Here is a 13037-nt window from a genome sequence, read left to right on the forward strand (position 1 = left end):
GAGTGGGCTTCTTGTGGTGAGCGGGGCAAGCCCGCTCACCACAATAAACCCGCTTGCCATAGGTGAATCAGCAGGCAATAAAAAAGCGACCGGGCCATGGGCCGCGGTCGCCTCACTATTGGGGGAGGGTGCTTACTGCACTTCTACCGCCAGGCTTTCACTGATCTTTTTCTGCCAGATGGCAGGACCGGTGATGTGGACGGATTCGCCCTTGCTGTCCACCGCAACGGTGACCGGCATGTCTTTCACGTCGAACTCGTAGATCGCTTCCATGCCCAGTTCGGCGAAGGCCACTACACGCGACTTCTTGATGGCTTGGGCCACCAGGTAAGCGGCGCCGCCCACGGCCATCAGGTACACGGCCTTGTGGTCCTTGATCGCTTCGATCGCGGTAGGGCCGCGCTCGGATTTACCGATCATGCCCAGCAGGCCGGTTTGCTCGAGGATCTGACGGGTGAACTTGTCCATCCGCGTCGCGGTGGTCGGGCCAGCCGGGCCAACCACTTCTTCGCGCACCGGATCAACCGGGCCGACGTAGTAGATAAAGCGACCCTTGAGGTCCACCGGCAGGCTTTCGCCCTTGTTCAGCATCTCGACCATGCGCTTGTGCGCGGCGTCGCGACCGGTGAGCATCTTGCCGTTGAGCAGCACGGTTTCGCCCGGCTTCCAGCTCTGCACTTCTTCCGGGGTCAGGGTGTCGAGGTTGACGCGACGGGCCGATGGACCGGCTTCCCAGACGATTTCCGGGTAGGCGTCCAGCGGTGGCGCTTCCAGCGACGCCGGGCCCGAACCGTCGAGCACGAAGTGCGCGTGACGGGTGGCGGCGCAGTTGGGGATCATGCACACCGGCAGCGAAGCGGCGTGGGTCGGGTAGTCCATGATCTTCACGTCGAGCACGGTGGTCAGGCCACCCAGGCCCTGGGCGCCGATGCCCAGTTGGTTGACCTTCTCGAACAACTCCAGGCGCATCTCTTCGATACGGTTCTGCGGGCCGCGCTTTTTCAGCTCGTGGATGTCGATGGATTCCATCAACACTTCCTTGGCCATCACCGCGGCTTTCTCGGCGGTGCCGCCGATGCCGATGCCGAGCATGCCCGGTGGGCACCAGCCGGCGCCCATGGTCGGAACGGTCTTGAGCACCCAGTCGACGATCGAGTCGGACGGGTTGAGCATGGCCATCTTCGACTTGTTCTCGGAACCGCCGCCCTTGGCCGCCACATCCACTTCCACGGTGTTACCCGGAACGATGGAGTAGTGGATCACGGCCGGGGTGTTGTCCTTGGTGTTTTTACGCGCACCGGCCGGGTCGGCCAGGATGGAGGCGCGCAGGACGTTTTCCGGCAGGTTGTAGGCGCGACGCACGCCTTCGTTGATCATGTCGTCCAGGCCCATGGTGGCGCCATCCCAACGTACGTCCATGCCCACGCGCACGAACACGGTGACGATACCGGTGTCCTGGCAGATCGGGCGATGGCCGGTGGCGCACATGCGCGAGTTGATCAGGATCTGCGCGATGGAGTCACGGGCTGCCGGCGATTCTTCGCGCAGGTAGGCCTCGTGCATCGCCTGGATGAAATCAACGGGGTGGTAGTAGGAAATGAATTGCAGGGCGTCGGCAACGCTCTGAATCAGGTCGTCTTGCTTGATCACGGTCATGAGTCGCGCTCCTCTATAAGGGAACATTCAATAAAGGTGGGCTCAGTGGGGTGCATCGGTCGGCTGAGTCCACCTTTCCAAGGCACGCCAAGTGGTGCAGGCGCGACGCTAAAAAGGCGCGGCAGTATAACCCGGCACGGTGGCCGATACACCCGACTATGGTCAAACTGTCGCAGGCATGATTCCCTGTGCGCGCCCCTTGTGATCGAGTCCTGCTATGCCTGAACTGTACGTCGGCGAACACCATTGGTCGGTAGCCACCGGCAGCAACCTGCTGGATGCCTTGAACCAGGCGGGTGTGGCCGTGCCTTACAGTTGCCGTGCCGGCAGCTGCCATGCTTGCCTGGTGCGGTGCCAGGGCGAGGTCGAGGACCGGCAGCCCGCTGCTTTGAGCCCGGCACAACGCCAGGAGGGCTGGCGCCTGGCGTGCCAGTGCCAGGTGATCGGCGATCTGCAGGTCGAGGCGTTCGACCCGCTGCGGGACGGCCTGCCGGCCCTGGTGGTGGGGGCCGATTGGTTGAATGCCTCGGTGCTGCGCCTGCGGCTGCAAGCGGAGCGTGGACTGCGCTATCGCGCCGGGCAGCACATGGTGTTGTGGGCCGGGCAGGTGGCACGGCCTTATTCCCTGGCCAGCCTGCCTCAGGAGGATGCCTTCCTGGAGTTTCATATCGATTGCCGCCAGCCCGGCGCATTCAGCGATGCCGCGCGCGCGTTGTCGGTGGGTGATCGCCTGCGCCTGGGAGAACTGCGTGGCGGAGCACTGCAATACGATCCCGACTGGCAATCCCGGCCGCTGTGGCTGCTGGCTTCCGGTACCGGCCTGGGGCCGCTGTGGGGTGTGCTGCGCGAGGCGTTGCGCCAGGATCACCAGGGCGCCATCCGGGTGATTCACCTGGCCCATGATGCCGACGGTCATTACCTGGCCGGGCCCCTGGCCGAACTGGCTGCGCGTCATCCGAACCTGACGGTGGAGCTGTGGACTGCGGCGCAGTCGGCCCAGGCATTGGCGCAACTGCGGCTTGTTTCCCGGCAAACCCTGGCCTTACTCTGCGGGCATCCTGTCAGCGTCGAGGCCTTCTCCAGGCGCCTGTTCCTGGCGGGGCTGCCGCGCAATCAACTGCTGGCCGATGTGTTCCTGCCCCGTGGTTGAGTGCTGAATTCCACTGCCGTGAGATTCGCCATGACCGACGCCATCCTGCTGCAACGCGAGCGCGGGCTGCTGACCCTGCAGCTCAATCGCCCGGATAAGAAAAACGCCCTGACCCGAGCCATGTACAGCCAATTGGCCGAGGCGTTGGAGCAGGCCGATGCGGACCCGCAGATCAATGCCGTGCTGATCCAGGGCAGCAGCGAGTGTTTTACCGCCGGCAACGATATCGGCGACTTTCTTGAACAGCCGCCCGGCGACCTCGACAGCCCGCCGTTTCACTTTATGAAAAGCCTGCTCAACTGCCGCAAGCCGGTGATCGCAGCCGTAGCGGGTGCGGCGGTGGGGATCGGCACGACCCTGCTGCTGCATTGCGACCTGGTGTACATCAGCCGCGATGCACGGTTACGCATGCCGTTCGTCAATTTGGGGCTATGTCCGGAGTTTGGGTCGAGCCTGATCCTCCCGCGTTTGCTGGGACACGCGAAGGCGGCTGAACTGCTGTTGCTGGGTGAGGGCTTCAGCGGCGAACAAGCGGCCGCGTGGGGGATTGCGACCGAAGCGTTGGGCAGTGGCGAGGCGGCGTTGGCCAAGGCGCGGGAGATGGCCGAGCGCTTTGAAACCCTGGCGCCGGGAGCGGTGCAGGTCTGCAAGCAGTTGATGAAGAGCGTGGACCGTGAGCAGTTGCGGCAAGTGATCGAGGAAGAGGGGGCGTTGTTTGTGCAGCGCTTGAAGTCGCCGGAAGCGATTGCGGCGTTGTCGGGGTTTATGGATAGGCGCTAACCCCATGTGGGTGCGACGATTCGACATGCTCCCTGCCACACGGAAAGCAAAAAGCCCCGCCATTCACATGGCAGGGCTTTTGGTTTTCAGCCTGTCACTCAGACCATTGGGTCGCCAACGTGCAGGATCTTCATGCCGTTGGTGCCGCCGATGGTGTGGTAGCTGTCGCCTTTGGTCAGGATGACCCAGTCGCCTTTCTCCACTACGCCGCGCTTGATCAACTCGTCGATGGCCGCCTGGCTGACTTCATGGGGCGGCAACGACGCCGGGTCGAACGGCACGGTGTATACGCCACGGAACATGGCCGCACGGGCCTGGGTTTCGCGGTGCGGGGAGAACGCGTAGATCGGTACCGAAGAACGGATACGCGACATGATCAACGGCGTATAGCCACTTTCGGTAAGGGCAATGATCGCTTTCACGCCCGGGAAGTGGTTGGCGGTGTACATGGCGGCCAGGGCAATGCTCTGGTCGCAGCTTTCGAAGACTTTGCCGATGCGGTGGCTGGAGGTCTTGCTGGTCGGGTGCTTTTCGGCACCGACGCAGATACGCGCCATGGCCTGCACGGCTTCCAGTGGGTACGGGCCGGCGGCGCTTTCGGCCGAGAGCATTACGGCGTCGGTGTAGTCGAGCACGGCGTTGGCCACGTCGGACACTTCGGCGCGGGTCGGCATCGGGTTCTGGATCATCGACTCCATCATCTGGGTCGCGACGATCACCGCTTTGTTGTGGCGGCGCGCGTGCAGGATGATCTTCTTCTGGATGCCGATCAGCTCGGCGTCGCCGATTTCCACACCCAGGTCGCCACGGGCAACCATCACCGCGTCGGACGCCTTGATCAGGCCGTCGAGGGTTTCATCATCGGCCACGGCTTCGGCGCGTTCGATCTTCGCCACCAGCCAGGCGGTACCGCCGGCTTCGTCGCGCAGTTTACGGGCGTATTCCATGTCGGCGGCATCGCGTGGGAAGGACACGGCGAGGTAGTCCACTTCCATTTCAGCGGCGAGCTTGATGTCGGCCTTGTCTTTTTCAGTCAGGGCCGGGGCGGTCAAGCCACCGCCACGACGGTTGATGCCTTTGTGATCGGACAGCGGGCCGCCGATGATCACGGTGCAATTCAGTTCGGTCGGGGTCGCGGTGTCGACGCGCATCACCACGCGACCGTCGTCCAGCAGCAGCTCGTCACCGACGCCGCAATCCTTGACCAGGTCCGGGTAGTCGATACCTACGACGTCCTGGGTGCCTTCGGTCAGCGGGTGGCTGGTGGAGAAGGTGAATTTGTCACCGATCTTCAGCTCGATACGCTTGTTGGCGAATTTGGCGATACGGATTTTCGGGCCTTGCAGGTCACCCAGCAGTGCGACGAAGCGGCCGTGCTTGGCGGCCAAGTCACGCACCAGCTTGGCGCGAGCCTTGTGCTCGTCCGGGGTGCCGTGGGAGAAGTTCAGACGGGCAACGTCCAAACCAGCCAGAATCAGCTGTTCGAGGACTTCCGGCGAGTTGCTGGCCGGGCCAAGGGTGGCGACGATTTTGGTACGACGGACGGACATGCACAGACTCCTGAGTTCAAGCGCTGAGGAAGGCTACTATGCTCTTTGGTTGTAGTCATTGTTCGTTTGCACTACTTATCGACGATTCGCTTGTTTTCGCGCCGGTTGAATAGATGAACATCCTTGAAGATTTTTGACGAGGGGTCGATACACTGCACAAGACAGGAGAACTTCATGCGAATTTTGCTCATTGCTGCCCTGGCCGTCAGTGTTGTCGGCTGCACCCGTTGGTCGATGGACCACCATTTGAACAATGCCTACCGTGCATACAAGGTCGGTGATTGCGAGCGCGTCACCTTGGAGCTATCCCAGGTCGACCGCGAGAGCCGTACACGGCGTTATGTACAACCGGAAGTTTCGATGTTGCGCGGGCAATGCCTGGAACGCCAGAAACTGTTCGTCGATGCCGTGCAAACCTATCAATTCATCATTAACCAGTACCCGTCGAGCGAGTATGCCTACCGTGCCCGCGCGAGGCTGGATACCTTGCAGCAACTGGGCCATTACCCCGGTGCGAGCGTGGCACAGCCGCGGCCTGCCTCTTTGTAATGGCATTCGTCATTTAATAACTGGCCCGTTGCCAGTCTTGGGCTATTCTTTCAACGTTCGTTTGTACAAGTTTCTATTCGAACGGATGCAGGGCCCGGATTCGGCAGCTGTCGAGTGACAAAATGTTGTCCGTTGTCACACCGAGATCCAGGGAGAGCGAGCAATTGCGCTCGTTCCGAATCACTGGCACGGCCAGAGTCATGGCCACTGGATGGCGATCTCACCATGTTTACCGACCGACGGATCGAGCGGCATCAACTACCGTATTTCCTGCAAGTGTTTAACCGTGTCACCGACAAACCCATAGGTTTTCTGGGTAACGTCTCTGACGACGGGCTGATGTTGGTCAGCCAGTTACCCATGATGGTCGATGTGGACTTCGAGTTGCGCTTGAAGATACCCGGGGCTGACGACACGTTCCATGTCATTGACATCACGGCGACCTGCCTGTGGAGCCATGAAGATATCAACCCGCAGCACTACGATTCCGGGTTCAGCGTGCTTGAGGCTCCCGAGGAATATGGGCAACTGATCAACGTGCTGTTGCAGTACTTCAGTTTTGATCCCTTGCAGGCTTCGGCCTAGAAGCGGCGCGCTGTCGACGCGGCCGGGGTGCTGCCATCCCTGCCGCAGTCGTGCGCTTTTTTAGAATACTCCGGCTTTCTTCCAACCCAGGTAGCGTGTCACCAGGGCCGCCCCCATTTCTGATGGCAACGTATCCAACGCCGACAGACCGTGGGCGTTCATGCGGTCATGCAATTCATCCCGAGTATTGAGGTAGTCGACAGTACCGCTGTAGGCCAGGGCTTCGGGCAAGGTTTGTACGGGGGATTGGCGCAGTCGATCGAGTACTTCCTCACGCATGCTCGCCACCAGCACCCGATGTTGACGACTGATGCGCTTGACGGCGGAGAGCAGGGCTTCATCATCCTCATCCCGCAGGTTGCTGACAATAATGACCAATGCCCGCCGTTTTTGCCGGGCCAGCAGTTGGCTGGCCGCTGCCTGGTAGTCGGCGGTTCGGCGGCTGGTGTCCAGGTCATAGACCGTATTGAGCAACAGGTTCAATTGGCTGCTGCCCTTGACCGGTGCCAGGTAGCGTGGCTGGTCAGTGGCAAAGGTGCACAACCCCACCGCATCGCCCTGGCGCAGGGCCACGTAGCTAAGCAGCAGGCAGGCATTGAGGGCGTGGTCGAAATGGGACAGCTCGTCATCCTGGCTGCGCATGCGTCGGCCGCAATCGAGCATGAACACGATCTGCTGGTCGCGCTCGTCCTGATACTCCCTGGCGATGGGGGTACGTTGCCGCGCGGTCGCTTTCCAATCGATTTGCCGCAGGCTGTCGCCCTCACGAAACTCGCGCAGCTGATGAAACTCCAGTCCCAATCCTCGTCGTTGCCGTTGACGGACCCCCAGTTGGCTCAACCAGTTATCCACACCCAGCAGTTGTGCCCCGTACAGGCGGGCGAAGTCCGGGTAGACGCGGGTGGCATCCTCGGCTTCGATAAAACGCCGTGCAGACCAGAGCCCCAAGGGACTGGGCAGGTGGACTTCGCAGCGACTGAACGCGAAATGCCCACGCCGCAAGGGGCGCAGGCGATAACCCAGCTCACTGCGTTCACCAGGGTGCAGTTCGATGGACTGGGGCAGGTTTTCCACGCTCAGCCCGTCGGGGACGTGATCGAACACCTGCACTGTCAGCGCCTGTGGGTAGTCATGTTCCAGGGACAGGCGGACTTCGCCCCAGCGCCCCAGCGCCAGGCTGCCGGGCATCTGCCGGTGCACGCGTGGTGAGGGTCGGCGGCGCAGTCGCAGCGCGTCGAGCATGGCCAGCAGCAACAGCGCCAGGAGCAAGCCCCATGTTATTGAGTGCAAGGTCTCGGGTACCTTGAGCTGCAAGGCGGCCGCAGCGCCCAGCAGGATGCTCAAGCCCAGCAGTACGCTGAGCCAGGCTAATAACAGACGGGTCGGTTTCATGGACGGGTCATTGCCGGGGTGCCGGAATCTGGTCCAGCAGCTGCTTGAGCACCTGGTCGACCTCCAGCCCGTCTATATCCAGTTCTGGCGCAAGACGTACCCGATGACGCAGTACCGCCAGGGCACAGTCCTTGATGTCATCCGGTGTGACGAACTCGCCTGCACGTAACAAGGCCCGTGCGCGGGCGCCGCGTACCAGGGCGATGGAGGCTCGCGGGCCGGCGCCTATGGCCAGTCCCGGCCAGCTGCGGGTTGCTCGCGCCAGGCGCACGGCATAGTCGAGCACGTGTTCATCCAGGGCCAGTTCACTGGCGACCAGCTGCAGTTGCAGCACGTCCTCGGCCTTCAGCACGGTGCGCAACGGGTGCACGTCCAGCATGTCGGCCCGTGATGAGCGTGTCACTTCGCGCACCATATCCAGTTCCTGCTGCGCATCGGGGTAGTCCATGCGTACCTTGAGCATGAAACGGTCCAGTTCGGCTTCCGGCAGGGGGTAGGTGCCTTCCTGTTCGATGGGATTTTGCGTGGCAAGTACCATGAACGGCTGGCCAATGGGCAGCGCCTCGCCTTCGAGGGTGACTTGCCGTTCCTGCATGGCTTCGAGCAGGGCTGCCTGGGTCTTGGCCGGAGCGCGGTTGATTTCGTCGGCCAGCAACAAGTGGGTGAATACTGGCCCCTTGCGCAGCTTGAACTGTTCGGTGTGCAGGTCGTACACCGCGTGGCCGGTGACATCGCTGGGCATCAGGTCCGGGGTGAACTGGATCCGCGCGAATTCGCCGTCAAAGCAACGGGCCAGGGCACGTACCAGCAAGGTCTTGCCCAGCCCGGGGACACCCTCGAGCAATACGTGGCCGCCGGCGATCAGCGCGGTGAGTACATCATCGATTACCTGATCCTGCCCGATCACTGCCTTGCGCAGTTCAATGCGCAGGGCCTGGGCCTGCTGGCTGGCGCGTTGCAGAGAGTCGCCGGGCAGGGTGGTAGCGCTGGGAAATTCGCTCATAGGGCATTCCTGAGAGTTTGCAGGCACGCCACCTGCCGGCTGAAATCGGCACTGGAAAGCCGTTTCGTCGGGAGTGGGCCGAGGGCCTGGCTGATGACGTGGGAGGGTTGGCGCGTCAGGTGGGCAAGTACTCGCCCCTGTTCCGTGTTGTCGAGATGTTCAAAGCCGGGGTGACGCCGCCGTGCGGCGCGCAGGATGTCGCGCTGCAAGGCCTGCAACAGGGTGCCTTGGCCGCTGCGACGCAGCAGGAAGTCGGCGCTGGCTTTCAGGTGCTCCTGCAATTGCCGGCGTGCCTTGGGGGCGGGCGCCTGGATTGGGCCCTGGCGCATACCTGCCTGCCAGAGTGCCAGGGCAATCAGGGCAATAAGCGCCACCAACGCCTGGGGGAAATAACGCAGCAGCAGGGTGAACAGGTCATCTACATCGCCGTTGAACAACAAGGTTACGGCAGTGCCCTGGGTCAGATGCCACAGCAGCCAGGCATTGTCGTGTTTGCCAATGTCCGGCGTTTTCCACAGCTCGCTGTCGGTGATCACCGTTACGCGGCCTTGCCCGAGGTCGAGTTGCATCAAGTGGCTCGACCGGGCGCTATTGGCTGAAAATTGTGCCAGGTGCTTGGGGTCGATAAGGTTGAAGTCGGTGTCGAAACTGAAATAGACCGGGGCTGTGTCGTTGTCGACATACAGTTTGGTCAGGTCCGGTGCTTTATTTTTGGGGGCTGGGGCCGGGGCATCGGGTTCATCGCTGAGGACTTGGTGGATAGGCAGGCGATCGAGCAGCAGGTCACCGCTCTTGCCGGTTTCTTCGTCCCACAGGGCCTCGGCGACCACCAGTAGATGGCCGCCGGACCTGGCCCAGTCCAGGAGTTGCCCTGCCTGGCGTGGTGACATGTTGCCGCGTTCGCCCAGCAACAGCAGGCTGTTGCCCTTGGCGGGCAGGCTCGCCAGGCGTTCCAGGCCATTGGCGCGCTCAACGGCCAGGCCTTGCAGGCGCAGAAAGTGTTCGGCTGCCAGGTAAGGATTGGCCAGGGCTTCCGGGGAGGGGCCGCGGTCCACCACTTCTTCATAGGGGATCGCTTTGCTCCATGCGTAAAAACCGCCCGCTCCAAGCAGGCACGCCAACAGCAGCCCCACCCACAGTAATGGCCGGTTCATCGGGCGCCTCCCGCACTGAACAGGGCACGCCAATCGTTGCACAATGTCTGCTGGACTGAGACCGGGGGCAGGTGATGGCCATAGGCGAGGTTTTGCCAGTGCCGCGTCAATTCATCACTGAAGGCCAGCAACTGCGGCTGCTGCAACTGGTGAACCCGTTGCAGGACCTCGCCTTCGGTGTCAGCGCTTCTAAGGGGCAGGTTGAAGTCATGCAGCAACCTGCTCAGCAGGCCACGATACAAAAGGCCGAGGGCCTCCCGTGGCTGGGTAGACCAGAGTTGCTCGGCGGCGCTGGCGATATCCTCGGGCAGGGTCTCGGCGCCCAGTTCCAGGCCGAACAATTGCGCGGGTGGTGGTTTCGCTGCTTTGGGTGTACGTGCCCCGCGCAGGCTGACAAAGGTGCGCAACCAGTCCCGATAACGCCAGGCCACCAGGGCCACGCCACCGATCAGCAGGCTCCATAACAGCACTTCCAGGCCTTGGGCGACAGGCTTGAACGTGTTGCTGTTGAGGTTGTCCAGCAGTGCCTGCAGCCACGCCGGAAGTTTGCCGTCACTGTGTGCCTTGTTTTTAACGACGGACTTTTCTTCGCCAAAGCGATAGCGGGTGACGGTTTCCGGATTTTTGAAGGGCGGCTTGTCCAGCAGCGACTTGATGGACTGGCTTGCGCTCTGGGGGGGCAGTGGCTTGGCGTCATCCGCCATGGCGGGCGGGTTGAATGGCAGCAAGGTCAGCCCGATCACCAGCACTAACAGTGGCGCCACACTGCTCAGACGCTGGCGCAGGCGGCGGAATACCAGCTCCAGGTCCCACGCCTCCAGCAGGGTGCGGCGATTGAGATAAAGGCTGAAACCACAGGCGACATAGATGGGCTCCCAAAACACCAGGATCAAGGCGTAGAAGGCATTGCTCAAGTGTTCCAGCCAGACCCCCTCGGAGCCCGTCGCCAGCGCCAACCGTTGCCAATCCCAATCCAGTTCAAGCTGTTGCGGAATGAATAGATAGAACAGCGCCATGCAGCCGAACCACAAGCCGATTTCCAGGTGCACCCCAACGGTGGTCAACCAGCGCGCTGCACCGGCATTGCGCTGCTGCAGCACGCCCAGGCGTTTCTGGCGCGCCTGGCCGTCCAGGCCTTCGAGCTGGCTGACCGGCATTATAAAACTGCGGCTGAGGCTAAGTCGGCGCCAGGTCAGGCTGGCCAGCAGTTGGTGGTTAAGCAGTCTTGGCCATTGGCGCACGGCCTGCTTAAGGCTGGGTGTTTCGCCGAACAGGGCTTTGGAGAGGATATATAAAGGCAAGCGGTCGAACGCCGGTTTGAGCCACCAGAACAGGAACACGGCTGTGGACGGGTATTTCCATAGCAACGCGGTAAGCAGGGCAAAAACCGGCAGGGTCACCAGCGCCCAACTGCTCATCAACAGCAGGCGATGCTCCCGGGCCATTAATACCCCAAGGTCCATGGCCTCCCATGCGGTACGCGGGCGAATCGCCACGCTGGCATTACTCAGGCGCATGGCGAGTCCGTCCGGCAAGGGTCAGGTAAGCCGCCACCATTAGCCAAAGTGCAGCACCCACCAGGTATTTGATCCAAGGGGCGATCTGGGTGGTGGAAGACCAGTAGGCCTCGATAAATGCTGCGATCAGCAGGAACACCATGACACCGCACAGCAGTTGCACACTCTTGCGAGCGGCGAGCCGCAGGGATTCGCCACGGGTCAGTTGCCCCGGGGCGATCAACGCCCAGCCCAGTTGCAGGCCCGCGGCACCGGCGAGTGCAATGGCCGTCAACTCAAAGGCCCCATGGCCGATGACAAATGACCAGAAGGTCTGCCCATAGCCGATTTCGGTCAGGTGCCCGGAAATCGCGCCGATGATCAGCCCATTGAATATCAGGAAAAACACACTGCCCAGGCCGAACAGCAAGCCGGCGGCAAATGTCTGAAAGGCGATACCGATGTTGTGCATCACGTAGTAGCCAAACATCATCCAGTCTTCGCTCGAAGCACGTTCGGCAGCGCGCCCCAGCCGGCTGGCCTCGGGGTCATACATGCCCTGCATCTCTGCCACCTGCTGGGGGCTGACAATGCTGTAGATCAGGTCGGGAAACAGGTAGACCAGCAGGGCAATGCCCAGCAGGCTGCCAAAGAACAGCAGGCTGGCAATCAACACGAAACGCCACTGTTCTCGCACCAGACGCGGAAAATCGGCCAGGACGAAACTCAGCACGTTCGCGGCCAATTGGCTGCGGTGGCGATACAGTTGTTGATGGCCGCGCAATGCCAGTTGTTGCAGGGGATCCACCAGGTAACTGCTGTAGCCGCGCTCCTGGGCGAGGGCCAGGAGCTGGCATAGACGCCGGTATTGATGAGGGAAATCGGCCATATCACTGGCCTTGGCCTTGCCGTGTTCCAACTGCTTCAGTTGTTCGGCAAACGCTTGCCATTGGTGTTGGTAACGGCTCTCGAAAAGACTCTGCTTCATGTCGGCCCCAGCAGGCCGCGGGCCACACCGTTGAGTTGCTCCACGGCGCGGGCCGGGGACACCTGCAGCGGCGTCGCAAGGATCGAGGCGAGTTCGTGTACCCGTTCAGGGGACAGTTCGCCCTGGCGTTCGGCGAAGCCAAGAATCGCTCGCTGTTCACTCAGGTCCAGGGCAAACGGCAAGCGCAGGGCTGCAGCTTGGGGCACCTGGGGACGTGCCTGCGGCTGTTCGCGGTAGACCACCAGGGCGCCGGCGGCCAGGTCGCCAAGGCGTTTGAAGTGAGGATGTTGCAGGCAACTGATGGCGCCGAGAAAGTAGCCGAAAGGCAGCATGTCGACAAACCGCAGGAGGTTGCGGATCAGCGACGCCGACCAGCCTATAGGGGTCCCGTCGTCCTGCACGACCCGTAAGCCCATGACCTGTTTGCCCGGTGAGCAGCCTTGGTTGAGCACCTCGAACAGCACCATGTACCACCAACTGACCAGGAACAGCAGAAGCGATCCCAGGCCAACACCTATATTGCCGAGCAACGCCAATGGCACCAGCAGCACGCCCATGATCACTGCACGCGCGCCGAGGTCGAAGGCAAATGCCAGCGCCCGTGGCACCAGGCCGGCTGGGCGCAGCGGCAGGTCGATGCCCTCCGGGGTCTCGATCTGGTAGAGGGTGTCCAATGGGGCTGATGGCATCGCGATCCTTGGCAGTGCAGAGCGGCTGGAGACACGGATGCTAAC

Annotated in this window: 12 protein-coding genes; 4 read left to right on the forward strand and 8 right to left on the reverse strand. The window is 62.0% G+C overall.

The window, feature by feature from the left end:
• Window positions 1-132: 132 nt before the first annotated feature.
• Window positions 133-1656: a fumarate hydratase gene (locus BLQ09_RS20540; RefSeq protein WP_027605509.1), complete on the reverse strand. Its 1524-nt coding sequence runs from the start codon at window positions 1654-1656 to the stop codon at window positions 133-135.
• Window positions 1657-1873: 217 nt separating this feature from the next.
• On the opposite strand from BLQ09_RS20540, the gene BLQ09_RS20545 reads away from it, so the two are divergent.
• Complete coding sequence (locus BLQ09_RS20545; protein ID WP_092358370.1) at window positions 1874-2806, forward strand: iron-sulfur-binding ferredoxin reductase; 933 nt, start codon at window positions 1874-1876, stop codon at window positions 2804-2806.
• A gap of 30 nt (window positions 2807-2836) precedes the next feature.
• Entirely contained in the window at window positions 2837-3586 is a 750-nt protein-coding gene (locus BLQ09_RS20550) for an enoyl-CoA hydratase-related protein (protein WP_092358372.1), read from the forward strand.
• A 98-nt stretch (window positions 3587-3684) separates the two neighbouring features.
• Here the strand turns inward: BLQ09_RS20550 and pyk are convergent, their stop codons facing one another.
• Window positions 3685-5136 carry a pyruvate kinase gene (pyk, locus tag BLQ09_RS20555; protein ID WP_027605512.1) on the reverse strand — a complete coding sequence of 484 codons (1452 nt, stop codon included), beginning with the start codon at window positions 5134-5136 and terminating at the stop codon, window positions 3685-3687.
• 174 nt (window positions 5137-5310) lie between these two features.
• Between pyk and BLQ09_RS20560 the strand changes: the two genes are divergently transcribed.
• Together BLQ09_RS20560 and BLQ09_RS20565 are read left to right on the forward strand one after the other, a co-directional pair.
• A complete protein-coding gene (locus tag BLQ09_RS20560; RefSeq protein ID WP_025854787.1) occupies window positions 5311-5685 on the forward strand; it encodes a tol-pal system YbgF family protein in 375 nt (124 codons plus the stop codon).
• 225 nt (window positions 5686-5910) lie between these two features.
• Window positions 5911-6270, forward strand: a complete 360-nt coding sequence (locus tag BLQ09_RS20565) for a PilZ domain-containing protein (RefSeq protein ID WP_092358374.1) — start codon at window positions 5911-5913, stop codon at window positions 6268-6270.
• Between the two features lie 60 nt (window positions 6271-6330).
• Here the strand turns inward: BLQ09_RS20565 and BLQ09_RS20570 are convergent, their stop codons facing one another.
• From BLQ09_RS20570 to BLQ09_RS20595, 6 genes are read right to left on the reverse strand one after another with little or no spacing between them, the layout of a single operon-like run.
• Window positions 6331-7662, reverse strand: coding sequence for a DUF58 domain-containing protein (locus tag BLQ09_RS20570; RefSeq protein WP_027605514.1), 1332 nt, complete (start codon window positions 7660-7662; stop codon window positions 6331-6333).
• Between the two features lie 7 nt (window positions 7663-7669).
• Window positions 7670-8665 (reverse strand): AAA family ATPase, encoded by a 996-nt coding sequence (locus BLQ09_RS20575; RefSeq protein ID WP_027605515.1) that lies wholly within the window; start codon window positions 8663-8665, stop codon window positions 7670-7672.
• Window positions 8662-9819, reverse strand: coding sequence for a DUF4350 domain-containing protein (locus tag BLQ09_RS20580; RefSeq protein ID WP_092358376.1), 1158 nt, complete (start codon window positions 9817-9819; stop codon window positions 8662-8664). The genes BLQ09_RS20575 and BLQ09_RS20580 overlap by 4 nt, the downstream gene beginning before the upstream one ends.
• Window positions 9816-11336: a DUF4129 domain-containing protein gene (locus tag BLQ09_RS20585; protein ID WP_092358378.1), complete on the reverse strand. Its 1521-nt coding sequence runs from the start codon at window positions 11334-11336 to the stop codon at window positions 9816-9818. Before BLQ09_RS20585 ends, BLQ09_RS20580 begins: the two co-directional genes overlap by 4 nt.
• A complete protein-coding gene (locus tag BLQ09_RS20590; RefSeq protein WP_092358380.1) occupies window positions 11323-12303 on the reverse strand; it encodes a stage II sporulation protein M in 981 nt (326 codons plus the stop codon). Before BLQ09_RS20590 ends, BLQ09_RS20585 begins: the two co-directional genes overlap by 14 nt.
• Window positions 12300-12992, reverse strand: a complete 693-nt coding sequence (locus BLQ09_RS20595; protein WP_092358382.1) for an RDD family protein — start codon at window positions 12990-12992, stop codon at window positions 12300-12302. The genes BLQ09_RS20590 and BLQ09_RS20595 overlap by 4 nt, the downstream gene beginning before the upstream one ends.
• Window positions 12993-13037: the final 45 nt, after the last annotated feature.

This window comes from Pseudomonas sp. NFACC25, from assembly GCF_900100935.1.
In the GTDB taxonomy this organism is placed as follows: domain Bacteria; phylum Pseudomonadota; class Gammaproteobacteria; order Pseudomonadales; family Pseudomonadaceae; genus Aquipseudomonas; species Aquipseudomonas marginalis.